The organism is Chitinimonas arctica (assembly GCF_007431345.1).
Classification (GTDB): Bacteria; Pseudomonadota; Gammaproteobacteria; order Burkholderiales; family Chitinimonadaceae; genus Chitinimonas; species Chitinimonas arctica.
Genome location: NZ_CP041730.1, coordinates 3,355,773 through 3,381,750, shown reverse-complemented (window position 1 = coordinate 3,381,750; position 25,978 = coordinate 3,355,773). Strand labels below are relative to the sequence as shown.

The window sequence follows — 25,978 nt, the reverse complement described above, 5'->3', positions numbered from 1 at the left end:
CGCGATACTCCAGTTCGGCGCTTAGCCAAGCCGGCCCCTCAGCGTCGGCAAACCCGCCAGCGACAGGGTCGCGCCACCCGCTTTGTCCAAGGTGGCCTCGACGTTTTCCAGCGATGTGTCTCCCGCCCCACCTTGGTATTCGCCATCCTCCGCGCCACGCGTAACCGCCGGCGACACGTCGCCATTGGAAAAATCGAACCCTTCGAAATCGTCCAGGTTCCGTCCACCCATGGGGCGTACCACGCCGCGCAGCTTGATCTTCTCGCCGGCGGCCGGACCGCCAGCCAGATACTGCACCTGCGCGTGCGCATCGAGCTTGTCCACCGCCACCGGATTGACCGGCAGCTTGAGCACGCCGCGCATCAGCGGTACCCGGAACTCCGCCACATTGAAACTGCCGGCTTCGCCCAGATTGCTGATGGTCTTGCCCTGCTTGCGTTCCGCCTGCACCGAGTAGCTGCCCAGCTTGGCCTCGGCCGGCACCTTCCAACTCAACTCCGCCGCACCGCTACGCCACTTGACCGGCAGTACCACGCTTTCGTCCGAGCCCATATGGACCAGCTTCACCTGGTTGGGCAATTGCGCGTCGGCCAGCCAGCCGAAACCGCCCGCGGTCCTTTCCCGCGCCAGCAATTTGATCGAAACCGTTTCGTTGGCACGATACAAGCCACGGTCGAAGACCGCATGCAGGCTGCTGCGCTGGCTCCGTTCCCGCTCGGTATCGACGCCGAAACGCCAAGACTCGATACCCTGATCCCAGTCCGATGCCACAAAGCCCACATCCTGTCCCTGGCGGGCAAAGGCAAACAACGGACAGTCATAGCGCTGGGCGGGCAAGGCCTTGCCATACTGCCAGATGCCCTGCTTGTCGGTCTTGCCGCTGGCCAACAGGCGTCCCTTGCAGTCGAGCAGGCTGATGCTGGCGGCGTTCACCAGCCAGCCTTTGTCCAGCGAGGTAACCCAGACCAGGGCATCGTCGTGGCCCCGCCGCAAATGCACCGAGAGATTGGTGACCAGGGCGCCGGCAGCGATCTGCATGGGCGCCACCGGCTGCAGCAGGCGCTGACCAAGCCTGGCGCTTTCCACTTCCACGATGGTCAAGCCGCTTTGCGGCAAGGGCAGGCCGATCACTTCGGCGGCCTGGTTATCGTTGGGTGCAGGCAGGCGGAATTGCTGGGCGCCCGCTTCCTTGGCCAACAGGGAAGCGGAGCGATAATCCTTGTTCTCCTGTGCCTGGGCACCCTGCCTGAGGCGCAGATACCAGCGCAGGATATCGGCTTCCTTATTCACATTCAGCTGGCGGTAGGGCAAGCCCAGGCCGGCGGGCGCCGGTTTTTCCTCGCTGCCGGTGGCACGCTTGGCCATATCGGCCAGCTTGTCCATTACCCCGCTTGGAGGAGGGGGCGTCGCGGCAGCCTTGGCGGCCTCGCCCACATTGCGCACCGTCACCGGCAATACGCCAACGCTGCGCTCGACAACGCCGAAATCGGCGGCGAACTTGGCCAGCGCGGGAAAACTATCGATCTTGACCGTTTGCGGAAACTGCGCGGCATTGCTCAGTACCCGGCCATATTCGTCGCGTAGATTGGCCGGCAGGGCCATACGCAGGGTGGTGCTCTCGGGAAACAAGGGTTTGAAGCGCATCGAGCTGACCTGCTGGATGCGCTTGCCGGCCTCGTCCTCGATCGTCTCGATATCCTGTTCGGAGAAGGGTTCGGGCGACCAACGCTGTTTGCCGTCCGCGCTGCTCAAAACCGCCGCCTTGGCTTGCGCCAGACTCACCGCGGTACTGAAATTCAGGGTAATAGGTGAAATCGGAATGCAGGCCGCTTTGTCGCGCGTGCGTTCACAGCCGACCCAGGCGGTGAACTTGGGACGGACACGGTATTCGAAGCGCATCGGTTCGCGCAGGCTCAAGCCATTGGCGGCGGCCAGGCCCGCATCGAAAACCAGTTCGACCTTGGTATCGGCCGGCAAGGGCCGCTGGCAACGCAGCGCCTCGGCATTGACCGGCCAACTCCTGGTGTCCTTACCGAAGAAACCAAGGAATAGTTTGGTGCGCTCGGCCGGCGTCAGCACGGTCACCGGCATGCGTTCACGGATACCTTCCACTTCACAGCGGGTCTTGGCCAGCAGGCTCTGCAGGGTGGGCGGCGCACCGAACGGCACGATGAATACCTGGCTCGCATCGATCGTTTCGCCGCTGGAAGGCCAGAGCATCTGATTGGGGCCACCCGGCTCGGGGCCGCCGGTATTGAAAGCGAAGGCGGCGGCGGGCAAAGGTGTGCCCTTGAGCGTTTTCAATCCTGCCTTGAGATCGAATTGGCAGGAAGCAGCGGACGGTACGTCGCGGACGAAGTCATAGACCCAGGTCTTGTCATCGATCCAGCGACCGGTCCCTTTTTCTTCGCCGCAGCGGATTTCGAAAGGATCTGCCAGGCGCGGATCGCCAAAGCGAACCATCGCCTCGGAGAACAGCGCCTTGGCTTGCCGTACATCGCGTACCGCGCCTTGGGGGGTAAAGGAATCCACCCCGGCGGCGAATGCGCTCGTACAAAACAGGGTCAAAAGAAAGGCAATACGCATGGAATACTCCTGATCGCCTATGTGGCTTTATTAACATGCTTGGGGAGGCGCAGAAAAAATGCAATCACATCACTTTATGCTCTTTCACCAATTGCACCGGGATAGCTACTACCATCCTTCCATATCAATGACTTGCCGTATCGGCCCGGCGCTATCACTTATTTGGCGCCTGGCTGGAAATCCGCGGCGGCGGGCATTTGGCGGGTAATTCGGACCGGCCAGGGTCCCTCTCTCCGCCACTTACGGTCCATGGTGGGCTGACAAGCGTGCGCTTGACCTAGTGTGGTGTCTCAAAAGTAGAATTAATTAAATATTTGGTATAATTGTCGTAGTTCAATAGCTCATGGAGACTATGACGATGACCAGAACGGGCCGCCCGATCAAGAAGCTGGAACTATCCGAAGAGCAGCGCAGAGAGCTGAATGCACGTTTGGCGCTGCGCAAGGCGCCGGCCGATGAGAAGCTACGAATTCAGATTGTGCTCAGTTGTGCTGACGGCGAAGGAGGCAAAGAGATCGCGAAGCGGCTGGATACCACTGCGCAGACCGTCTCAAGGTGGCGTCGTCGGTACGAGTCGTATGGTCTGGCAGGGCTGACCGATGCACCGAGGTCGGGGCGGCCTCGCACGGTGCTAGACGAACACGTTCAGGCGGTGATTGATCGTGTCCGGAACAGTAAGCCTACTGACGCGACGCACTGGAGCGTGCGCACGATGAGCAAGGCAACAGGCGTGTCGGCGTCCACAGTGCAGCGCATTTGGCACGCGTTCGGGCTCAAGCCCCATCGGCTGGAGACGTTCAAGTTTTCCACCGATCCGAATTTTGTCGATAAGGTCCGCGATGTGGTGGGCTTGTACCTCGCCCCGCCGGATCGTGCCTTGGTGCTCTGCGTGGATGAGAAGAGCCAGATTCAGGCACTGGATAGAACGCAGCCTTCACTTCCGCTTACGTTCGGCAAAGCAGAAACCCGGACACACGATTACAAGCGGCACGGGACGACTTCGCTGTTCGCAGCTCTGGATGTGGCCACTGGCAAGGTCATTGGCCAACTCAAACGTCGCCACCGGAGCGTCGAATTTCTGCAGTTCCTCAATACCATCGACGCAAGCGTACCGGCAGACCTGGATATCCACCTGATCATGGACAATTACGGGACGCACAAGACGGAGAAGGTGCGTGCCTGGTTCGCCAGCAGGCCACGCTACCATCTGCACTTCACGCCAACTTCGGCCTCCTGGCTCAACCTTGTGGAGCGTTTTTTCTCACAAATCAGTGAGAAGTGGATCAAGCGTAGTGCCCACAGCAGCGTCGCCGATCTAGAGCAGTCAATCCGCCACTACTTGGACATCCACAACACCAACCCGAAGCCCTTTGTATGGCGCAAAAGCGCAGATTCAATCCTTGAGGCCATTGCTCGTGCAGGCAAAGTTATTAATTAATGCTATTTCAGGTACACCACACTAGCGATTGCGTATAAAATGCGCCATCCAGTCTTTGGATTTTGTTCGCCACCTGATGCAACAAAGCTTCGTATAGATGGCCCCAACCAGAAAAGCATCATGACCACACCAGAAGAGAAGACACGCCGGGCCGAACTGATCGCCGCCGCCAGCCGCCTGTTCAAGGAACAAGGCTATGAGCGGACGACGGTGCGCGACCTGGCCCAGGCCGTGGGTATGCAATCGGGCAGCCTGTTCTATCACTTCCGCACCAAGGAAGAGATGCTGGTCGCCGTGATGGCCGCCGGCATCGGCGATCTGACCGACCGCGCCGAAGAAGCATTGGCTAATGCCAAGACGCCGCTGGATCGCCTGCGCACCTTGTGCCGTGTCCATCTGGACACCCTGCTGGGCGACGACAAGGGCGCCTTGTCGGTGCTGCTGTACGAATGGCCCAGCCTGTCGGAAAAAGCCCGCGCCGAGTTGATCAAGCTGCGCGATGCCTACGAGCGCGATTGGCAACTGGTGCTGGACGAAGCCGCCAAGGCCGGCCTGGTGCACCAGGATACCCGCCTGCTGCGCAAGCTCCTGCTGGGCGGCCTGCATTGGACCATCCAATGGTACAAGAGCGATGGCAGCAATAGCCCGTCGGATCTCGCCGACCGGATGCTGGAGCTGGTGCTGAAGAAATAGTCTCGGCTGCGTAACGCCAGGGACGTCCAAACATGGAGGCGGAGGCCTCCATGTTCGTTCAGCGCGTTCCTAATCCACCGTCCGTACCCGCGTAATGTAATACATGGTGTCGCCAAAACAGCTGGTCGGCACCCCCACATGCTGCTCGTAGTAGAGCGTCACCTTACGTCCCAGGCTGTTGTTGATGGCCGTCACCAGCTTCTCGTCGTGGACGGTGAAGGTGAATTTCTCGGTCAGCGTCCCGGGCATATTGATAATGGCCAGCTCGCCTTCCCAGGTCTTGCAGATCCAGCCCTTGCGCGACAGCTTCTGTACGAAGCCGGCCCGCTCGCCCTCCGCATAGTTCCAGTTCAGCACCGCCCAGACATAGGCCGCGCCAAGCAAGGCGATAAGCAGCAGCACGGCTGATAGCCAACGGCCCCAGCGGAAGGAAGCAAACGACGTGGGCATGGATGCGATTTCCTACTTGGTTGAGGTTCGGACGGATTGATCAGATGGCTTCGGTGCGCTGCAGCAGCCAATCGCGCGCCGCGCCGCTCACATGCGGCTGCAGACGTTCGCGCACCATCGCGTGGTAGCTGTTCAGCCAGGCGATTTCATCGGCCCGCAGCAGCGCATGGTCCAGGCAGCGGGTGTCGATGGGACAGAGGGTGAGGGTTTCGAAGGCCAGGAACTCGCCGAACTCGCCGCTGCCGGCCGACACGTTCAGCAGCAGGTTCTCGATCCGCACACCCCATTGGCCTGGCCGATAGATGCCGGGCTCATCGGAAGTGATCATGCCGGGTTCCATGGCCGTGTGGGCTTCCGGCGCGGCGTGCGGCGAAATCACCTGCGGGCCTTCGTGCACATTCAGGAAATACCCCACGCCATGGCCGGTGCCATGACCATAGTCGATCAGTTCGGCCCAGATCGGCGCACGGGCCAGCGCGTCCAGCGTCGGGCTCTTGGTACCGCGAGGAAAACGGGCGGTCGCCAGTCCTATCATGCCTTTCAGGACCAGGCTGCAGTCGCGCTTCTGCGCGGCACTGACCTGTCCCACGCCGACTACCCGGGTGATATCGGTGGTGCCGCCCAAGTACTGTCCGCCGGAGTCGATCAGCAGCAAGCCGTCGCCTTCGATCACGGCATGGTTGGCCTCGGTAGCCCGGTAATGCGGCATCGCGCCGTTGCCATTGAATCCGGCGATGGTGGCGAAGCTGGGGCAGACAAAGCCGGAGCGCCGAGCGCGGGCGGCGGTGATCTGTTTATCGATATCCAGTTCGGTCACCCGCTCGCGCCCCAGCGCGCCTTCCAGCCAGCTGAAGAATTCGCACAGCGCGGCGCCGTCCTGCTCCATGGCCTGCCGGACAAAACCCGCCTCCGCCTCATGCTTGCGCGATTTGGCGAAGGTAGACGGATTGATGGCCTCGATCACCTCGACCTCGGCGGGCACGGCCTGGCGCAGGCCCAAGGTGATACGGCGCGGATCGATCAATAGCCGGGCCGTGGCCGGCAGGGCAGCCAGCGCGGCGCCCGCGTCCTGGTAAGCGGCGATCCTGACGCCGTCGGCGGCAAGCAGGGCCGCCAGCGCCGCATCGATCTTGCCGGCGGCGACAAACAGGGTCGCTTCCGACAAGCCCAGCAAGGCATGGCCGACGAACACCGGGTTGTAGTTCACATCGGCGCCGCGCAGATTGAACAGCCAGGCCAGGTCGTCCAGGGTAGAGATAAAGTGCTGGTCGGCACCCAGCTTGGCCATTTCGGCGCGAACCAGGGCCAGCTTGGCGGCGCGTGTCATGGTCGCGTACGGCGCTTCGTGCTGGTAAATGGCGGCGCTCGGCAGGCCGGCCCGCTCGGGCCACGCTGTTTCCAACAGATCCAGTTCGGTACGCAGGGCGATGCCCTTGCCGTCCAAGGCAGCCTGCAGGGCACGCGCTGCCAGCAAGCCCAATACGGCACCGTCAACGCCAACGCTGGCGCCGGTCGCCACATTGGCGGCCAGCCAGTCCAGATGCTGGGCGCTGCTGGCTACCGGAATCTTCATCATGGCGATGCCGGAACCGCTCAGTTCGGCCTCCGCCTGGGTCCAATAGCGGCTATCCACCCACAGGCCGGCAAAGTCGGCGGTCACCACCAGCGTACCGACCGAACCATGGAAACCGGTCAGCCAGCGCCGGCCTTGCCAGCGCGCCGGCAGGTACTCGGACAAATGCGGATCGGCCGACGGCACGATGTAGGCCGCCAGGCCATGTGCCTGCATGGCTTGCCGCAAGGCGGGGATACGGGCGACGACTGGGTTGTGCTGATTGGCATTCATGGCGCTTCCTTCGCTTGCGGGGCGGCGGCCGGCCTGGCACACCGCCCGAGGGATGGGCAGAACGGGGATAAACCCGGCTTAAGCGAACGTGATCAGTTCGCCAATAATTTCTTCAGATAGTGACCGGTATAACTGATGGGATTGGCTGCTACGTCTTCCGGCGTACCGGTCGCGATAATTTGCCCGCCGCCCGCCCCGCCTTCCGGGCCCAGGTCGATCAGCCAGTCGGCGGTCTTGATCACGTCCAGATTGTGCTCGATCACCACCACCGAATTGCCGTGCTCGGTCAGCCGCTGCAACACCGTCAGCAGCAGGTCGATATCCTGGAAATGCAGCCCGGTAGTGGGTTCATCCAGGATATAGAGCGTGCGGCCGGTATCGCGCTTGGACAATTCCAGCGCCAGCTTGACCCGCTGCGCTTCGCCCCCGGACAAGGTGGTCGCCGACTGGCCCAGCCGAATATAGCTGAGGCCGACGTCCATCAGGGTCTGCAGCTTGCGGGCAATAGTGGGCACCGCGTCGAAGAACTCGCGGGCAAGCTCCACGGTCATTTCCAGCACTTCGGTGATGTTCTTGCCCTTGTATTGCACTTCCAGCGTTTCGCGGTTGTAGCGCTTGCCGTGACAGACATCGCAAGGCACATAGACATCCGGCAGGAAGTGCATCTCCACCTTGATCACGCCATCCCCCTGGCAGGCCTCGCAGCGTCCGCCCTTGACGTTGAAGGAAAAACGGCCCGGCCCGTAGCCGCGCTCGCGCGACATGGGCACGCCGGCGTACAGATCGCGGATAGGCGTGAACAGGCCGGTATAGGTGGCCGGGTTGGAACGGGGCGTGCGGCCGATGGGCGACTGGTCGACATTGATCACCTTGTCGAACTGGTCCAGGCCATGGATCTCGTCGTGGGCGGCCGGTTCGCCGTTGCTGCCGTAGATGTGCCGTGCCGCAGCGGTATAGAGGGTATCGTTGATCAGGGTGGATTTGCCCGAACCCGATACGCCGGTGATGCAGACCATCATGCCCAGCGGCAGCGCCAGATCCACACCCTTGAGATTGTTGCCGCGCGCGCCCTTCAGCGTCAGCCAGCGATCGGCCTGGGGTTGGCGGCGCTGGGTCGGCACGGCGATCTTGCGAACACCGGACAGATATTGTCCGGTAATGGAATCGGGGTTGGCCATGATCTCTTCCGGCCGCCCCACTCCCAGCACATAGCCGCCATGCACGCCGGCGCCCGGACCCATATCGACCAGGCAGTCGGCCGCGCGGATGGCATCTTCGTCGTGCTCGACCACGATCACGCTATTACCCAGATCGCGCAGGCGCTTGAGCGTCAGCAATAGCCGGTCGTTGTCGCGCTGGTGCAGACCGATGGACGGCTCGTCCAGCACATACATCACCCCGGTCAGCCCCGAGCCGATCTGCGAGGCCAGCCGGATACGCTGCGCCTCGCCGCCGCTCAGCGTATCGGCCGAACGGTCCAGCGACAGATAGTCCAGGCCGACATTGACCAGGAAGCCCAGCCTGTCGCCCACTTCCTTGACGATCTTCTCGGCGATCTGCGCCTTGTTGCCTTGCAGGCTCAGCTCGGCGAAGAAGGTGCTGGAATTGCGCAGGGAGAGTTGGCTGACCTCGAAGATATTCTTGCCGCCGATCAGCACGTGGCGGGCCTCCAGCCGCAGGCGCGCGCCGTAGCAGACGGGACAAGGCTGATTGTTCAGATATTTGGCCAGCTCTTCGCGTACGGCCAAGGAATCGGTTTCGCGATAGCGCCGTTCCAGATTGGGGATGATGCCTTCGAAAGGATGGGCCCGTTCGAACTTGTTGCCCTTTTCGTTCAGGTAGATAAACCGGATTTCTTCCTTGCCCGAACCGCTCAGCACAACATGCTGTACTTCCTCGCTGAGGGTATCCCAGGGGGCATCCACGTCGAAACCATAGTGTTCCGCCAGGCCTTGCAGCATCTGGAAGTAGAACTGATTGCGCTTGTCCCAGCCCTTGATGGTGCCTGCCGCCAGCGATAGGTGCGGAAACGCCGCCACCCGCTTGGGATCGAAGAACTGGATGGCGCCCAGGCCATCGCACTTCGGGCAAGCACCCATCGGGTTATTGAAGGAGAACAGCCGCGGCTCCAGCTCAGGCAAGGAATAGCTGCAGATGGGACAGGCGAACTTGGCCGAGAACCAGTATTCCTTACCGCTTTCCATCTCCACCGCGATCGCGCGGCCGTCCGCGTGCCGCAAGGCGGTCTCGAACGATTCGGCCAAGCGCTGCTTCAGGTCCTCGCGCACCTTCAGCCTGTCCACCACCACTTCGATGGTGTGCTTCTTGTTCTTGTCCAGCTTCGGCACGGCGTCGATCTCGTACACCTCGCCGTCCACCCGCACCCGCACAAAACCTTGCGCGCGAAGCTCGTCGAACAGATCGAGGTTTTCACCCTTCTTGCCCATGATGACGGGGGCCAACACCATCAATTTCGTGTCTTCCGGCAGACCCAGTACGTGATCCACCATCTGGCTGACCGTCTGCGACTCCAGCGGTTGTTTGTGGTCGGGGCAATACGGCGTGCCCACCCGGGCATACAGCAGCCGCAGATAGTCGTGGATCTCGGTGACCGTGCCGACCGTCGAGCGCGGATTGTGGCTGGTGGCCTTCTGCTCGATGGAGATCGCCGGGCTAAGGCCTTCGATCAGGTCCACATCGGGCTTTTCCATCAACTGCAGAAATTGGCGCGCATAGGCCGACAGGCTTTCCACATAGCGCCGCTGCCCCTCGGCATAGAGCGTATCGAAGGCCAGCGAAGACTTGCCCGAACCGCTCAGGCCGGTGATCACCACCAGCTGGTGCCGCGGCAGATCCAGGTTCACATTCTTCAAATTGTGGGTGCGCGCACCACGAATACGGATCAGATTGTTCGAATCGATGGGACGGTAGCTCATGGCCTGGCTCGGATGGCGAAAGGGCGACCGGAGAGTTTACCGGAGTTGGCCGGCTAGAGCGTGACGGTGAGGGGGCGGGTGGCGGACAGTGGGCCAGGAAGTGCCACTTCCGGAGCATTTCATGACGACAACATTGCCAGTCTGGGGTGAACCCTTTACTGGCGGCGGACTTGGCGAATCTGCACAAAAGCTAAAATTGCCTGCTGTTTGTAGAAGCGTTGATCATTGATTGGCATTATTTATAACAAGAGTATGAATTTTTGCGAAACACTCATAAAAAAGGGAATCAAATGACTACAATCAATCGCAACAAACTGAGCCAGGATCGTTTCAAAATTATAGGCGAAAGTTTAAAGACCGAAGATTTAAGCACAGCCCAAGACAGGGCAACCAGCGAGGGCATACTTGTACGCATACAAGACTTCTTTAGTAAATATCTCTTAGGCGGGAAATTCCATCGCGAGCTCAAGATTAAAGAAAATAACATAAAAATCCTCGTGCACAAACTCCACCAGGCGACGAAGGATTTCAAAGGCATATCGACCCCCGAGGCGTTGCACCGTTTCATGTCCAACACGAGTATTATGCTTGACTCGGTCAAGGGATTAAATCTACTGCCTGACAAAAGCCAACTTAAACTGACCTGCGAAGATGGAATCATTTCCCTAGGCCTCTATGGCGAGCAGGGCAAAAAATACCCACCCATAGAGCTGATGCAACTTAAAGACCACCAAGGACTTAGTCCACACGTTTCCAAAAATCTGCAAAGCAATCCACCGAAATGGCTTTCGGACCCCAGCAGCACTTTAACCGTACTTTCCGGTGAAAATAAAGCTAGCGTCATAACCCGTTTATATAAGTGGGCTGGAGCACAAACCAGCGATAACACGCGCAGTGAATATATGCTGATGCTCGACTCCAGCTCTTCCATCAACTGCTGGTACTTAGAGAAGACTTCCGATGGCACTCCAAACCCAGAACATGCGCTTGCCGCAATTGAAGAATTGAAAAAACCATCGGCCACCGGAGACTCCCTCCTTTCAGCTGAAGAAATCGAACAATTCAGAAAAACCGGGGGCATTGCCGCCGATAAGCTGATCACTATCGGCTCGCGAATTGAATTGGCCCATTTAAAGGCGTATTACAATAGCATTGCAAAACACCCTACTAGCTGAAGTTGACAACCCCGCCGAGCCCTACGCCCTACTGAGCAAGCAACGATTTTTTCGCGAGCAAACTTGCGGCCGGTCACCCCGCCACAGGTTTCACCTGCGAATTTGGTAGAATCCCGCCTTTCGCATCCCTATCGGTGTCCATGTCCCCGCTCGAACTTCGCGCTTCCGCCGGTCTCGCTGGCCTGTATGCCTTGCGCATGCTGGGCATGTTCCTGGTCTTGCCGGTGTTCGCCCTCTATGCGCGCCAGTTGCCCGGCGGCGACAACCACACCTTGGTCGGTTTCGCCCTTGGCATCTACGGCCTTACCCAGGCCATGCTGCAGCTACCGCTGGGCATGCTGTCCGACCGTATCGGCCGCAAGCCGGTCATCTATGGCGGATTGCTGATGCTGATCCTGGGCAGCGTGGTGGCAGCCCTGGCCCATGACCTGGTCTGGATCGCGATCGGTCGCGCCATTGCCGGCGCCGGCGCGATTTCCGCCGCCATCACCGCCCTGCTGGCCGACCTGACCCGCGAGGAGAACCGCACCAAGGCCATGGCCATGGTAGGCGGCAGCATAGGCGTCACCTTTGCCGTCTCCCTGGTGGCCGCCCCCGCGCTGGCCGGGCAGATAGGCTTGTCTGGCATATTCTGGCTGACAGCCGGCTTGGCGCTGGCCGCCATAGCCGGGGTATGGAAGATCATTCCCGATCCCTCGCAGAGCCGCTTCCACTCCGATGCCGAAGCCAATCCCAAGCGTCTGGGCGACGTACTGCGCGATCCGCAATTGCTGCGCCTGAACTATGGCGTCTTCGCCCTGCATGCGGCGCAGATGGCGCTGTTCGTTACCCTGCCGCTGGCACTGGTGGAAACCGCCGGGCTGGCATCGAGCGAGCATTGGAAAATCTATCTGCCGGTCATGGCCGTCGGTTTTGTATTGATGGTGCCGGCGGTGATCGTCGCCGAGACCAGGAACAAGCTCAAACAGGTCTTCCTGGCGGCAGTGGCCCTGATGCTGCTGGCGCAACTGGGCATGGCCGGCGGCTTCGACACCGTTCCCCGTATCGTCGCGTGGTTGGGCGTTTACTTTATCGCCTTCAATATTCTGGAAGCGACCCAGCCCAGCCTGATTTCCAAGATTGCCCCGGCCGACGCCAAGGGCACTGCGATGGGTGTATACAACACCACCCAGGCATTGGGCTTCGCCGTGGGATCGGCGGCCGGCGGCTGGCTTTACCACCATGGCGGCGCCCTGCCGGTCCATGTGTTCTGCGCCGTGTTGATCGGCATCTGGTTACTGGTGACCCTGGGCCTCAAGCCGCCCATGCCGGTGCGGACGATGATGTACCATATCGCCGACGCGCAGTTGGGCAACGCCGCCGAACTAGCCCGGCAACTGGCACGCCTTGACGGTGTAAAAGAAGCCGTCGTGATCGCCGAGGAAGGCGTGGCCTACCTCAAGGTGCTGCGCGAAGGCTGGGATGAGGCCGGCGCAAAACGCTTGCTCGACCTGTAGGCTTGCTCGACCTGTAGTCCTTACCTGCAAACCGATTCGTACATAGAACATGCAATCAAGGTGGATGGCGCTCAAACGCTTCCACCCTACCAACACCGGAGATTTTCATATGGCATCGCTCAACAAGGTCCTGCTGATCGGCAATCTAGGCCGAGACCCCGAAATGCGCTATATGCCGGACGGCACGGCCATCTGCAATTTCAGCATCGCTACCACCGAGTCGTGGAAGGACAAGAATAGCGGCCAGAAGAACGAGAAGACCGAATGGCACAATATCGTCATGTACCGCCGCCTGGCCGAGATCGCCGGCCAGTACCTGAAGAAAGGTAGCCAGGTCTATATCGAAGGCCGCCTGCAGACCCGCAAGTGGCAAGACAAGACCACCGGCCAGGACCGCTACACCACCGAAATCCTGGCCGATGAAATGAAGATGCTGGGCGGCCGCAGCGGCGGCGGTACGGGCGGCGGCACCGAGTACGACCAGACCCCGCCGAGCTACAACGAATCCGCGCCATCGCGCGCGCCGGCAAGCGGCGGCTACCAGGGCGACGCACCGGCAGCCGGCGGCCAGTCCCGCCCTGCGCCGCAGAAACCGCAAAGCTTTGATGATTTTGAGGACGATATTCCGTTCTAAGCAAAGCTATCGCTATTTCGCGAAAAAAATCCCGGCATGCCTTGTGTTTGCCGGGATTTTTTATTGCCGAGGCGCTTCCGGACAAACACCGTTAAGTACCTGGCTGCCATCCCCCGCCAGCACCTGCAGCAACTTGTCTATCGCGCTACTTAAATAAAGCTCGTAGCTGTCCCGCTCCACATACCCCATGTGCGGCGTGCAAAGCACATTTGGCATTTGCAGTAATGGATGATCCACCGCATAGATCGGTTCGGCTTCAAAAACATCGAGCGCCGCAAAGCCCGGATGCCCTGCGCGCAGGGCAGCCTCCAGCGCGCCTTGTTCGATCAACTCGGCGCGGCTGATATTGACCAGCAAGGCATCGGGTTTCATCCGGGCCAAGTCTGTTGCGGTAACTGAACGCTCGGTGCCCTCCACCAGCCGAAGATGAAGGCTGAGAATATCGGCGCTTGCAAAGAAGGCTTGCCGGCTCGGCGCGGCCTCGTAGCCACAGGCCTGCGCTTCGGTGCGGGCACGCTCGCTACCCCAAACCATCACCCGCATACCAAAGGCGTGAGCGTAGCCAGCCACCAGCTTGCCGATCTTGCCAAAACCCAGGATGCCCAAGGTCTGACCACGCATGATGCGACCCATGGGACCCTGCCACTGCCCCTGGTAGAGTGCGTTCACATTGCTTACGAACTGACGGCGTGCCGCCATCATCAGCAACCAGGCGAGCTCCGCCGGAGCATGGGGGGAGCCGATACTGTCCACCACCGCCACTCCGGCGGCAGCGCAGGCATCAAGATCGATATTGCGTGCCAGTTTGCCGGTCTGGCTGATCACTTTGAGATGTGGGGTACGACGCAGGAACTCGGCATCGACCTGGGTGCGTTCCCTGATCAACAGCAAGCATTCGGCCTCCGCCAGCATGGCATCCGCCGATGGGTCGCGAGAAAGATCGTCCAGGATAGTCAGCTGGTGATCCTGCAGTTTGCGCAAACAATCCAGCCCCTGGCACGCCAGGGCATAGTCGTCGGGAATCAAGATTCGCACAGCACGGCACCTCCAGTTACGGTCGGGGGCCGGGTATCCCCGACCCCGCTTATAACGCAGTTGGCTAGCTGCGCGCTTATACCAGCGAGCGATGCGCCAGTACACGGCACATGCCTACGTTCATCCCCGACTGTTCGAGCGCGCCAATTGCTGCGCCTGGCCTTCCCCTGTTATTTTCCGCGTTGCGGCGGAAGGGGAGTGCCCTTCCTTCAGAACTTTGACGGATCTATTGAACTGATCGTCCGCTTGCTTGCGGCGTACCGCCGCCTGCTGTGGTGTGTCCCCCGCATTCACATTCGGCGGCTCCTGCAGTTTTTGTGTGTTTTGCAGTTCGATGGCCTCTTTGCCGACTTTATGTATGGCAACAATCTGCTGCCAATGCTCGTCACAGATTTCCAGCTTGTTTTCGCCGGGCGCCGGGTTCGCTTTATTACCAAGACCAGCCAACTCATTGCGTAGGCGGGGCAATCTCGCGCTTTCAGGCATTGCCTGCCATCTTGGTCCGAGAAGATCATCGTTGCCAGACCAGACGGCATGAATATTCATCAGCTTTTCAGCCGTGCTTTCAAATTCCTTCTGCTTTCTGAAGTCACCGGTATCGGCCTTGACCCATACTTCGCGAACCATCTCGGGGTTGTCGATAACGCCGAGCGCTCTACGCAACTTATCTGCGGGCTCAATCGTGCCAGCATTCTGCAGCGTTCTGGTTGCTTCGTCCAATTGCCTTGGGTCGTCGGTATAAGTAACCAGAGAGCCAGGAATCGCTTTTTCCTTCAAGGTCTCGAGATCCTGGCCGCGAATGCCGAATTGATCTGAAGCATAATGCCGATCGACGTTGAACGTCTTCGTCTTATCGGAACCAGCGTCGTATTCGAGGATCGCGTTCTCGGATATCGTTTTATAGTCTTCGGCCGGCAACTTGAAAGTGCGTATCAAAGGCTGAAACACCGGCGAGCCAGGCGTAATTCTTACGTCCTTGGCGTTCTCTGCCTTATATTTTTCCATCCACTTCATGGCGCGCAAGGGTTGGCCCGCGTTTATCCAAATCGGCTGCTGATCGTTTTGAGGCTCGCCATTGGCTTGCGGTTTTTCATAACCAGTCTGGATATTGATTTTTTTCGTAACCGGATCCTGCTGGATATCTTTGTGCTTACCGTCCGTGCTTTCGTTCATGATGGACATGTAAAGGGTGACCACGGGTTTACCGTCGTGCATTTCGTACTCGACCATGCCTCTATGAATGACGTTGTTTGCCTCTTCCTGTGGTACGGGATTATTACCTGCCCGGGACGGTGCGATCTGAACAAATTCGGGCCTGCCGACCTCCCGGTCGCCGTTATCGGTACCGCCCTTGCCGAAAGAGAAACTCCTTATGGACGCATCGATGCTCTCATCGAGCTTCATTTCGTCGAAATCCTTCGCAATCAAAGAGGATAGGCGCGCCTGCGTAGCCCACGGGCCAATGACCTTATTTATATAATTATCAATATCTTTAAGGTGTTCGGGGGTCGTATTATCAACAGGCATTTGCTATTTCCGCTGGTCATGTAGGGCCAGGCAGGATAGTGACGAAAAATACTTTTTACCAGCATGGGCAAAGCCTACGCCGAAATATAAAATCCCACCCGGCGTGTCAAGAATCAATTACAACTCGCCGGAATCCAGCTGATATTCTCCATTCGCACCTTGTCATCGCCGCCGCACCGGCTTTACCAACGGCACCGATGCCTTATGCCGTAGTGCTTGAACGACCCCATCAAAAGCGCCCATGCGGCAGGCCGACAGGGCCGTAAGTCATTTCCTGCTTATTCCTGGGTAATCGGACGTGGCTTTTCGGGTCGCTCCGGCGCTTTGGGTACTTCCGGCGCCTTGCCGTCAGCGGTGACCCAACCCATGCCATCCTTGGGAAACTCGCTTTCATTATGGAAATACGGCGCGGCGATGCCATTGCAGGTGAGCGTGTATTCAGCGGAAGACACATTCTCGCCTTTGCACTCGGGATGCACCGCGCGAATACCAACGCTGCCATCGGCCTTCAAGGCGTCGAGCTCCTTGGTGACGGTATCTATTTTTTCGAGATCGGAGAAGTCGTTGGCCGCCGGGAGATCGATCTCGAGCACATCGCCCTCCTTCAAATTCATGCCGGACTTCACGGCCAGCATCGTCCAGCCCTTAGGGGTATAGACCGCCGCCACCAACAGTTCGGGGCGGTAGATCAGACCAAACTCCTTGGCCAAGGCAGGGCCTTGATCCTTATCCAGCGGGTTGACGCCGATCACAGTCGCCAATAGCTTGGGACGTATCTTGACGGCTTCGGACTTATCTTCCTTCAGCTTCTTGTAGTCCTTGATCATGGCGTCGATATTGGCCATTGGCGTGTATTGACGCCACTCGGGATGCTTGGCGATTTCTTTCTCCATTTCCCGATCGGCCGCGTCGTCGCCGCTGCCGCCTCCACAAGCGGCCAGGGTTATACATAAGCTTGCGCCGAGCAATGCGCGCAATGGATAGTTCATATGAGTAGCCTATATGGTATTGATTAAATGAAAGCCCGTGATTTCACTACCTGCTGTATGAGGTGAAACCGCGGTGGAAGGGCTTGGCGCCGGCATGGCGACACCCGTTGCCTGCACCGTCCTGGTGTGGCTGGCCGAGCGCTTGCCCAGCAGCGGCGGAACGGCGGAGTTGATAGGGCTGGCGGTGTGCCTGGAAGCGCGCATCACGGCATGCACATAGCCATTGCGCATCCCCCGTTCGAAGTCGCCGGTGTTGTAGGCGGACAAGGCCCGCAACAATGCCAACTCGCCCCGGCTGCCTTGCTTGACGGTGCGCCGGTAGTTGTCGGCAAGGATCGTGGCGCCCAGGCGCAGGTTGGTGCAGGGCTCGAACGCTTGCTCCGCGTTCAAGCCCTGCCGGCGCAGGTTGGCCGAATTGATCTGCATCAACCCGATATCGACCGAATAGCCGCGCGCCATCAGCCATTGCGCCCAAGTCACCGCCTCGTCGCGGGAGCGGGGCTGCCGCACCAGGCGCGAGCCGCCATTGACATTGATGGCCAAGGGGTTGAAACCGCTCTCGGTACGGATAATGGCCTGCATGGTCGGCAGGGCAACCTGTGGCGCGCATTGCTGGATAAGAAGGGTAAAGTCGAGCATACAATCATGCGGGGTTCCATGGTTATTACGTTTAATTTGTCCGGCCTCTGCCTTGTTTCTTTTCGGCAGGATTTTTTTCACGGGCATTGACTTGGGCTTGCTCCTTGCCCGCCCCCCTTGCCGCTTTCTGTTTTGCAGATTCGATAACCGGGAAATGTCCTTTCTTCACATCGACGCCACTTAGCGGTGTATTGCAAATTTCTTTCAAATCAGTATGGTCTTTATGTAATTCCTTAGAGAGGTAAAACCCCTTCTTTTGCAGTAACTCCACCAAACCATCCATCTCTGGATTATCTATAGTATTCTTAAGTTCTTTTTCAAATCTCTCACTCTCTTCTTTTCTCGCATTGATGGAAAGCATATCCCCTGAGGCCAACGCCCCGGAAACTACCGGGATCATGTCGTTATGATTGCACAGCGCAAGCATTTTGCCCTCCCCACCTATATTTTTCTTCATGTTTTCCAAAACAACGCCTGTTGCGAGCTGGGGATTGAAGACAACTGCCTGCAGGCCGTAATGAGATGCGCCATACATCGCCTCCAGGCCTCCCTTGGAGTGCCCTACCGCAATAATTTCCTTATTTGGAAATTGTTCCTGAACCGCGCCCATCAAAGCAACAGAAAACTCCAGATTTTCCGACACTCCGCCAATTAAGCCACTATACCCATCATGACCAATCTGATTTAATTTCGCTACGACACCATCGAGAGGACTTTCATAGCCACCTTGTGCTTGCGAAAACGTCCCACCAAAGGTCACCACTAATCTTCCTTCGGCATCCTCAAGAATTTTTACATTCACGCCCTTGCCTGGCAATCCAATATAGCCGTCACCCCTTCTCTCCGTTCCAGCAAATATTACGGCGCCCTGGTCATTCTTGATCTCCTTTATAGCTGCCTCCACCCGCGCCAGCGCCTGGTCACCCACATACTCCCAATTAGCCGGCTTGTTTTCAGCATACTCACGATAATTCAACCTGGCCATTTCCATGTATTCATTCACTGGCCGGCCAGAAAACTCCATTTCCCCTAACGTTGCCGGTATCTTAAGATCCTTTTGCACCTCCCGAGTAGCTTCTCTTATTATCTCCTGGAACCTCGCAGAAGAAATCTCATCTCGCCCGCGGGCATCATGACCCATTTGACCTTGCAATGCTGGATCGAGCTGCATAGGCCCCTTCACTTCCGGCATGGTTTTGAATGGTGTGATCGCCACGTCATCACCAATATCCCCACCGGCACCACCGGCACCACCGGCACCACCGGCACCACCAAATTGCCCCTGTATCCTATCCAGGATAGATATAATCGCACTTCTAGCTTTTGTCATTTTTGATTCACCTTCGCAGTGGTTGAAATAGCCATTTTCAAACAAGATCTCAAATTAAAGTACTGGCAACAAGATAAGCGCTACCGCACTGACGGTGCGGTAGCGAATCACTAACTCAACTTTCTGATCACGTCGCTTTTGGCTGGATTTGGCACCTTGGCCCGGGCGCTAAAGGTCGGGTCCAGAAAATAGAGAATCTGCTTGCCGTAGATCGGTGTTTGACCGGCCATAAAAATCAGCATGTCGCCGGCCTCTCGTACATTTCCCTTGGCATCTTTTTGTGCCGCCGGCAGACGCATCACCTCGTCGGCGGTCAATAAAGGCCGCTGTACTTCCTGCACCGTGGATGAAACATTGGAGAGGGAGCCGAACTTGCTGCCGGAATAGGAATTGGAATGCTTGACGATGGTGGCGGTACCGCACATCTTGGATAGCAGTTCGGCCGTCTCCACCTTGTTCGGGGCGTAAGCGATACGAACATGGCAATTGGAGAAAATGCTCTCGTCCTTGCCGTAGGCGGTCCACAGCTGCGAGATATCCTGGATGATCAGATAGGCTTTGAGCCCATAGCCGGCGATAAAGGCCAACGATTCTTCGAAAATATCCAGCTTGCCCAGGCTGGGGAATTCATCGAGCAATAGCAGCAGCCTATGCTTGTAGCCGGCCACGCTGCGGCCGTCCTTGAACTCCATGCTCTCGGTCAGGCCACGCACGATCTGGGTAATCATCAGGCGGATCAGCGGCTTCAAGCGGTCTTTATCGGATGGCGGTACCACCAGATAAAGCGAAACCGGCTGTTCGTCGTTCATCAGATCGCTGATGCGGAATTCGCTGCGCGAGGTATTGCGGGCCACGATGGGGTCGCGATATAGGGTCAGGAAAGAAACCGCGGTCGACAGTACGCTGGACATTTCCTCCTCGGCCTTATTGAGCATATCGCGGGCCACCGAGGCTACTACGGGATGGACAAAGGTCTGCTTGCCCTGGTCATCGACCCAGCCATGCACCTTCTTGTAGTCGTGATGGCAGCACAACATATAGTCCAGCATGTCCGTGGTGCTGCGGGACGGACTGGTGAGGAAATTCACCACACCGGTCAGGGTCTTATCCTCTTCCAGATACAACACGTGCAGCACGATGCCGACCAGCAGCGCCCAGCTGGTCTTTTGCCAGTGGTCCTGCAAACCCTTGCCTTCCGGGTCGGCCACCATGGTCATGATGTTCTGTACGTCGGCCACTTCGCGGTCGGTGCCTATCCGGACTTCGGCCAGCGGATTGAAGCAGATGCTGGAACCGTCCATGGCGGTCGGTTCGAACTTGAGTACCTTGTTATTGGCTTCGGTCTTGCGCCAGCCCGCGGTCAGCGCCCAGTTCTCGCCCTTGATGTCGTACACCAGCACGCTATGCGGCCAGGACAGCAAGGTGGGCAGCACCAGGCCCACGCCTTTACCGGAACGGGTGGGCGCGAAGGCCATCACGTGTTCTGGACCGTCGTGGCGCAGATAATTGGTCTGGCCCGAGTTCGGGTCCTTCCAGGCGCCGACGTAGACGCCGGCACCGCCGCCGATCAGGCCGGTCCGTTTGACCTCGACCGCCGTGGCCCAGTGGGCCGAGCCGTGCAGATGCTCGCCGGCCGAAGCTTCCTTGTCCATGGCTCGCTTGGCGCGGTGGAGCACCAGGACGGCGATGGCGATGCAAGCCGGCAGCGCCAGCCACAGCGCCATCCGAAAGGCCTGTTGCACTTGGGCATTGTCGAAATTTCGCCAATGGAAATACCAGGCCAGGCCGTCCAGCGGGGCGTATAGCCGGAAGCCGCCCAGCGCCAGCATGGGTTCGCCCAATGCCGCCTGGTAGTCGAACTGGTGGGCCAGGAATTGGGTGCATAGTTGCGCCAGCACCATGCCCAACACCAAGCTGCCGACCACGCTGCGCCAGAGGATCGCACCGGGTTGTGTTTGCGCACCGGGGACGGTGTAGAGCGGGTTTTGCAAGGATTCGGATTTGCTCAAGGGCGGGGTTCCGGGCGGTGGGTGGTTTCGGGTGCCTGGCTGTAAACCCACTGAAGGGGCTTACAGCCCTAGCCGTCGCGGTCGTCAGCGTCGGTAGCTGGCGGGGAATTGCATGTCCTTGTTCACCATCACATTGAACTGGTAACCCTTGCGGATCGTGATGGTGGGCTGGATACGCATATTCCGTTTGGCCATCTCCATGCCGAGCTGCGCCAACTGCTGGCCAACCGCGCCTGCCACCGTCTGTTGCGAGGAAGGCGTGCTGATGCCGAAAGCGTTGGTGTTCTGCTCCGGCTGCGACAACTGATAGCCGGCCGAGATCAGCGAGGTGACCAAGCCCCAGCCGAAGATCCGGCCATAGTGGTTATTGACCTGGTCGGAGAAGCCGGCGCTACCTTCGGCGTCGTGGCCGCTCATGCCCTTCAGCTCCAGGGTGGCGGCGTTGGGGAAGATCAGCCTTTGCCAGCCGATCAGCAGCCGGTCCTGGCCGAAGGTGACATTGGAGTCGTAGCGGCCGAACAGGCGGGTGCCCTGCGGAATCAGCAGATGGTTGCCGGTGGCGGTGTCGTACACGTTCTGCGACACCTGGGCCACGATCTCGCCCGGCAGATCGGAGTTGATGGTGCCGATCATGACGGCCGGGATCACCGTGCCGGTCTTCAGCTCGTAAGGGCTGCGGGCCGTGTTGACCTGGCTGTCCAGATAGGCCGCATCCTCGGCGCTGGCCTGCCTGGCACGGAATGCCTGCTTCTGTGCCTGCCGATTCAGATCGGGTTCCAGCGCCGGATCATCCATACCGCCTGCCGGATTCTGCCCAGGCAGCAGCTTGCCGGCATTGGCGGCCACCATCGGCAAAGCCAGCGGGTTGTCGTTGCCGTTGGCACCGAACTTGGGCGCCACCGAGTCGGCCCGCATGGCGCTCAGACGTTCATCCACCTGCGGATCGGGACGCACTTCCGGCGGGCTCGTCTCCACTACCGTGGACGGAATCTGCTGGTTGAGCGGCTTGCTCTCAAAGCTTGGCAGCGGAGGAACCGGCAATTGCGGCGCCTTGGAAATCCCCGGCTCGGCATGGGTGAATTCGCGGGCCGCGCTCAAGGCCGGCGCCACCTCTTTCTTTTCCTCTGCCTTGGCGGTCTTGGGCTTTTCCGCCGACACGTTCGAGACGATCACCAGCAGGATCACGCTGATCACGCCGATGGCGAAAAAGGCAGCCTTCTTGCTGAGGCGGACGCTGGAAATGGGATTGGCGCGCAGTTGCAGCGAATCGGGCGAGCTGGGCGTCTTATCAGCCATTGTTCTCGTCCTTGCTGTCCCAGCACACGCCCAGCCAGCCTTGGCGCTTGCATGGCGGGGTACGGGTGATTTCCACGCGCTGCTGGTCGCTGCCGGTGCCCGACAATAGGGCGACCTTGCCGACCATGCCGTCCACGATGAACATATTGCCCTTCAGGCGGTAGTTCACCATCTGTTCCTTGCCGGCCGGATCCACCGCCACCAGCACCGGCGCCTGGGCCAACTGCAGGTCGTCGTTCATCACCAGGTAGGTGTGGTAACCATCGTCCATGACGCGCTTGGGCTTGAAGGCTGGCTTGCCGCGTACCGCATCGATCTTGTAATCGAAATACAGGCGGTCGGCCGCGACAGCCGGCATATCGCCACCCGTGCCGGCGGCATCGGCAGCCTTGCCGACGCCAATCGCCTGCCAGGCCTTGTCGGCGTTCTCCGGATAGAGGAAGGACACCTGCGACATATACCGCTCGCGGCTGGAGACCAGGCGCAAGTGGTAGGTACGCCGGTCGGTCGGCAGGATCATATTGGTATCGAGGCCGGCTTCGGTCGGCTTGATGATGATATGGGTGGTGCGGTCACGACCGTCGCGGCCGCCGCCCGAAGTGGCGGGAGCAATCTTCCAGCGGACCGAGTCGCCGATATGGGGAGCACCCTGGATGGTCTCGCCCGCTTCCAGCGCCAGGTCGCACACACGCAGCGGCGAACAGATAATGGTCGGGGCCGAGGCGCCGAAAGTGAACTCCACCGAACCGGTTTCGTTCAGCGAGGACCAGGCGCGCGGGTTCTCCGCCCAGCCGCGCGACTGTTCCAATGCGCGGCGGGCCGGCAGGCCGACCACGGCTTGCGGCTCGGAAGGAACGACCACCACGTCTTTTTTGTCGTCCTTCTTGGCGTCCTTTTTCTTAGTTTTGCCCTTGCCGGCAATTGGTGGTGCATTGGCCGTTTCGGCATCAACTTTGCAATCCTGGTCTACCGGACAAGCCGCTTCGGCGGATGCCTCAGCCGCAACCCCATCGACCGGTGCTGCGGGTTTAGTGGATGCACGCAGCGGCAACATCAACTCGGCCGGAATATTGGGCACTTCCACGGCGGGCTGTTCGGGCTTGGCCGATGCGGCCTTGTCGTTGCCGGCATAGGCATGGGTGCCGGCGATCAGGCACAGCAGCAGGGTGGAAAACTTGTGTTGCATGGATCAGAAACTCCCTAGTTGAAAAATTGGCGCGCACGCTCCCCGCCCGCCTTGTTCAGGCGGGAATTTTTCTTGGGATGGGGCGGCTATAGCGTGCTGTTTTTACAGCGATTGGACCCAGTTGAGGTCGGTGGCGTAGACCCCAAGCGGGTTGATCAGGAACAGGCGTTCGTCTTCCGGCGGCGTCTTATCCACCAGGATCGATGCACGCATCCGCACATTGCTTTTCAGCTCGCCTCTCAGGTCGCGCGTCACCTCGATCCATTCGAGCTGCCAGGTATGGTCAGAGATGGGCAGCACGCTGGTCACCTCGACCGACACCATGATCTTTTCCGCGACGAGGAAGGGGTTGTTGGCCTTGAAGTACTCATTCATCTTGGTCAGTGCCGGCGAACCGCTGGCCATCATGGCGTAAACCCGCTCGATGGCGCTCTTTGCGGTCACATGGTCCGTCGTCACCGTGCGCCAATCGGTGATAAAGCGGGCCAGATAGGCCTTGACCACCTTTTCGTCGGTGGGCGCAACCTTGTCCGCCGACCCCACCGCCACGGCGCTGCCGAATTTATCGACCTGCACCACATAGGGCACGATCTTGCTCTGGCCACCCACATAGGCCAGCCCCACCACGGCGGTCAGGGCGACCAGGCTGGAAACCAGCGCGCATAGGCGCCAATTGTGTGCCTGCTTGATATAGTCGCCATAGCGTTCGTTCCATTCCCGCCGTGCTTCGACATAGGGGTTGGTTTCGGCGGCCGGGCGCTTGCCGACGGTGACCGTGGATGTCGGCTCGGCCACTAAAGACCGTGGCTGGTCACGGCCGGGCATGAAATTGCCTACGAGTTGTTTAAAAGACATGATTGGATTTCCGCTGCGGGGTCAACAAAGAGGCTGGTCGTGCCGACTACCTCAGCCGTTCCAGGAGGTCGCCTTTTTCAGGGCAGCGATCCCGGACGACTTCGTTTCGCCTCCGGATTGATTGCCCGGGCGATTCCCGGTGGATACGGACTGAGCTTGCGCAGCAACTCGACCCGTTGCGCCGGCCAGGCTGGACGAACTTGTCGAGCCTGCTGTACTCGCTGTACTCGCTGTACTCGCTGTACTCGCTGTACTCGCTGTACTCGCTGTACTCGCTGTACTCGCTGTACTCGCTGTACTCGCTGTACTTGTCGCGTCTGCTGAGCGTGCCGAATTTGCCGTGCTTGCCGTGCTTGCCGTGCTTGCCGCGTCTGCCGAGTTTGCCGTACCCATCGAGCCGGCTGCGCCAGCGGCAGTCTGGCTAGACCCGCCACCCGAACCGGCCGCCGCCGTGCCGCTCGGACCGCCCGGGCCGCCGCTTTCTCCAGCCGACTTTGCTTGGACGGAGTTGGCCTGGTATTTGGCCAGTTTGGCTTCCATCATGGCCCGCCCGGTCTTGGCCGCGCCGCCCTTGTTGAAGCCGGCATCGTCCTTCAGCTTGGGATTGTCCTTGCTTGCGATATTGGCCGCGAAGTCCTTGCCGGTCGCTGCCTTGGCGGTCGCGTTCAGCGCTGTTGCCGCAAAACCGCCCAAGCCGCCCAACGCGCCACCGGCCAGCTTGCCCATTGGACCCTGACCGCTGCTCATGGCTGCTCCCAGCTTCGCGCCGGCCGTGGTGGCCTTGGCCATATTGGTGGCACCCTGCAAGGCGGATACGCCCTTGCCCATGACGCCCCTCATGGCGCCTGCGGTAGACATCACGCCTCGACTCGCCGAACCGGCGGCGCTGCTGGCAGCGCCAGCGGAGAGTCCCACGCTACCATTCAATAGGGCACCTGCCATCTCGGGCGCCTTGATCGCCATCAAGGTGGTGATCAGGGCAATGCCGGTCAATTTCAGCATGGGTCCATAGTCGAACGTGTAACTAATTGCGCCTGTCTTGACAGCATCGAGCATCAGGCTCAGCACCAGGATCAGTACCAATAGCCGGACACCCACATTGATGGCGTAGCTGAAATACTTATGGACATAGTCCTTGGTGAAACTGGAGCTACCCATTCCCAGGAAGACAGCGCCGGCGGCCAGCAGGACGAACGATTCCAGCTTCAGGGTCAGGAACTGGGCCGCTGTCACCACGAAGGCAACCACGATGATCAAGGACACGAAGGCGGCCATCAGGATTTTCCCCAGCCCGGCAATCACCGAGAAGAAGCCCGATGGCGAACCGTGCCAGACCAGGTTTATCATCGCCAAGCCCGTGGCGATGATCCCGTCGGTGCTTAGCTCCGGGGTGCCCGTTGCCTCGCGGCCGACCACGCCGAAGGTCTTGATGATGGTCGGTATCCATTCTGGCGCCCGGTTTAGCAAGGCATAGAAAAAACCGAGAAACATGATCTTCTTGATCATTTCGACGGTCAGGCTGTTCAGGCTGTCCTTTTCCAAGGCCCAGATCGCTGCCGCCCAACACACTTCGATCGCGGCAAGGATCAGGAAGGTGTTGTTGACCAAGGCGCCGATCTTTGATTGCCAGCCGGCAGCCCTATTTTGCGCATCTGTAACCACCGGATCGAACAAGGTAAAACTGGCCGAAAAGTCTCCAACGCCGGGTACCTTGATCATTGCAGATTCCGCCATGGCCATGGCATCCAGCGCGAAATAGCACAGGATAAACTTGAGCAGCATGCTCAAGAAGGGCCGGAGAAATTGCCAATCAAGGCTGCGCGGCCCCAGCCTCGGCAACGGGAGCGCAGCCCGCGAA

19 protein-coding genes are annotated in these 25,978 nt (G+C 59.4%); 5 read left to right on the top strand and 14 right to left on the bottom strand.

Annotated features, from left to right (window positions below):
* Positions 1-21: 21 nt before the first annotated feature.
* Positions 22-2,586, bottom strand: a complete 2,565-nt coding sequence (locus tag FNU76_RS15230) for an MG2 domain-containing protein (RefSeq protein ID WP_144278990.1) — start codon at positions 2,584-2,586, stop codon at positions 22-24.
* Positions 2,587-2,944: 358 nt separating this feature from the next.
* Between FNU76_RS15230 and FNU76_RS15225 the strand changes: the two genes are divergently transcribed.
* Both FNU76_RS15225 and FNU76_RS15220 read left to right on the top strand, forming a co-directional pair.
* Positions 2,945-4,024, top strand: coding sequence for an IS630 family transposase (locus tag FNU76_RS15225; RefSeq protein WP_144280546.1), 1,080 nt, complete (start codon positions 2,945-2,947; stop codon positions 4,022-4,024).
* A 120-nt stretch (positions 4,025-4,144) separates the two neighbouring features.
* Positions 4,145-4,717 (top strand): TetR/AcrR family transcriptional regulator, encoded by a 573-nt coding sequence (locus tag FNU76_RS15220; RefSeq protein ID WP_144278989.1) that lies wholly within the window; start codon positions 4,145-4,147, stop codon positions 4,715-4,717.
* A 69-nt stretch (positions 4,718-4,786) separates the two neighbouring features.
* On the opposite strand, the gene FNU76_RS15215 is transcribed toward FNU76_RS15220, so the two are convergent.
* The 3 genes from FNU76_RS15215 to uvrA all read right to left on the bottom strand — a co-directional run bounded on the left by FNU76_RS15215 (position 4,787) and on the right by uvrA (position 9,949).
* Positions 4,787-5,167, bottom strand: a complete 381-nt coding sequence (locus FNU76_RS15215) for a hypothetical protein (protein ID WP_144278988.1) — start codon at positions 5,165-5,167, stop codon at positions 4,787-4,789.
* 40 nt (positions 5,168-5,207) lie between these two features.
* A complete protein-coding gene (locus FNU76_RS15210; RefSeq protein WP_144278987.1) occupies positions 5,208-7,013 on the bottom strand; it encodes an aminopeptidase P family protein in 1,806 nt (601 codons plus the stop codon).
* A 92-nt stretch (positions 7,014-7,105) separates the two neighbouring features.
* Positions 7,106-9,949 carry an excinuclease ABC subunit UvrA gene (gene uvrA / locus FNU76_RS15205; RefSeq protein WP_144278986.1) on the bottom strand — a complete coding sequence of 948 codons (2,844 nt, stop codon included), beginning with the start codon at positions 9,947-9,949 and terminating at the stop codon, positions 7,106-7,108.
* Between the two features lie 290 nt (positions 9,950-10,239).
* On the opposite strand from uvrA, the gene FNU76_RS15200 reads away from it, so the two are divergent.
* The 3 genes from FNU76_RS15200 to FNU76_RS15190 all read left to right on the top strand — a co-directional run bounded on the left by FNU76_RS15200 (position 10,240) and on the right by FNU76_RS15190 (position 13,254).
* Positions 10,240-11,124 carry a hypothetical protein gene (locus FNU76_RS15200; protein ID WP_144278985.1) on the top strand — a complete coding sequence of 295 codons (885 nt, stop codon included), beginning with the start codon at positions 10,240-10,242 and terminating at the stop codon, positions 11,122-11,124.
* Between the two features lie 140 nt (positions 11,125-11,264).
* Positions 11,265-12,620 (top strand): MFS transporter, encoded by a 1,356-nt coding sequence (locus FNU76_RS15195; protein ID WP_144278984.1) that lies wholly within the window; start codon positions 11,265-11,267, stop codon positions 12,618-12,620.
* Positions 12,621-12,729: 109 nt separating this feature from the next.
* Complete coding sequence (locus FNU76_RS15190) at positions 12,730-13,254, top strand: single-stranded DNA-binding protein (protein ID WP_144278983.1); 525 nt, start codon at positions 12,730-12,732, stop codon at positions 13,252-13,254.
* A 60-nt stretch (positions 13,255-13,314) separates the two neighbouring features.
* Here the strand turns inward: FNU76_RS15190 and FNU76_RS15185 are convergent, their stop codons facing one another.
* The 10 genes from FNU76_RS15185 to trbL form a co-directional block, all read right to left on the bottom strand.
* Positions 13,315-14,289 (bottom strand): D-2-hydroxyacid dehydrogenase family protein, encoded by a 975-nt coding sequence (locus FNU76_RS15185; RefSeq protein ID WP_144278982.1) that lies wholly within the window; start codon positions 14,287-14,289, stop codon positions 13,315-13,317.
* Positions 14,290-14,409: 120 nt separating this feature from the next.
* Positions 14,410-15,816 (bottom strand): hypothetical protein, encoded by a 1,407-nt coding sequence (locus tag FNU76_RS15180; RefSeq protein ID WP_144278981.1) that lies wholly within the window; start codon positions 15,814-15,816, stop codon positions 14,410-14,412.
* A gap of 278 nt (positions 15,817-16,094) precedes the next feature.
* Positions 16,095-16,805 carry a hypothetical protein gene (locus FNU76_RS15175; protein ID WP_144278980.1) on the bottom strand — a complete coding sequence of 237 codons (711 nt, stop codon included), beginning with the start codon at positions 16,803-16,805 and terminating at the stop codon, positions 16,095-16,097.
* Between the two features lie 9 nt (positions 16,806-16,814).
* A complete protein-coding gene (locus tag FNU76_RS15170; RefSeq protein ID WP_179958134.1) occupies positions 16,815-17,444 on the bottom strand; it encodes a lytic transglycosylase domain-containing protein in 630 nt (209 codons plus the stop codon).
* Positions 17,445-17,475: 31 nt separating this feature from the next.
* Positions 17,476-18,819 carry an alpha/beta fold hydrolase domain-containing protein gene (locus FNU76_RS15165; protein WP_144278978.1) on the bottom strand — a complete coding sequence of 448 codons (1,344 nt, stop codon included), beginning with the start codon at positions 18,817-18,819 and terminating at the stop codon, positions 17,476-17,478.
* 65 nt (positions 18,820-18,884) lie between these two features.
* Positions 18,885-20,783: a type IV secretory system conjugative DNA transfer family protein gene (locus FNU76_RS15160; RefSeq protein WP_223879038.1), complete on the bottom strand. Its 1,899-nt coding sequence runs from the start codon at positions 20,781-20,783 to the stop codon at positions 18,885-18,887.
* A gap of 84 nt (positions 20,784-20,867) precedes the next feature.
* Positions 20,868-22,079: a TrbI/VirB10 family protein gene (locus FNU76_RS15155; protein ID WP_144278977.1), complete on the bottom strand. Its 1,212-nt coding sequence runs from the start codon at positions 22,077-22,079 to the stop codon at positions 20,868-20,870.
* Positions 22,072-23,265, bottom strand: a complete 1,194-nt coding sequence (gene trbG / locus FNU76_RS15150) for a P-type conjugative transfer protein TrbG (protein WP_144278976.1) — start codon at positions 23,263-23,265, stop codon at positions 22,072-22,074. Before trbG ends, FNU76_RS15155 begins: the two co-directional genes overlap by 8 nt.
* A gap of 102 nt (positions 23,266-23,367) precedes the next feature.
* Positions 23,368-24,120, bottom strand: coding sequence for a VirB8/TrbF family protein (locus tag FNU76_RS15145; protein WP_144278975.1), 753 nt, complete (start codon positions 24,118-24,120; stop codon positions 23,368-23,370).
* 51 nt (positions 24,121-24,171) lie between these two features.
* Positions 24,172-25,902 (bottom strand): P-type conjugative transfer protein TrbL, encoded by a 1,731-nt coding sequence (trbL, locus tag FNU76_RS15140; protein ID WP_179958133.1) that lies wholly within the window; start codon positions 25,900-25,902, stop codon positions 24,172-24,174.
* Positions 25,903-25,978 lie beyond the last annotated feature (76 nt).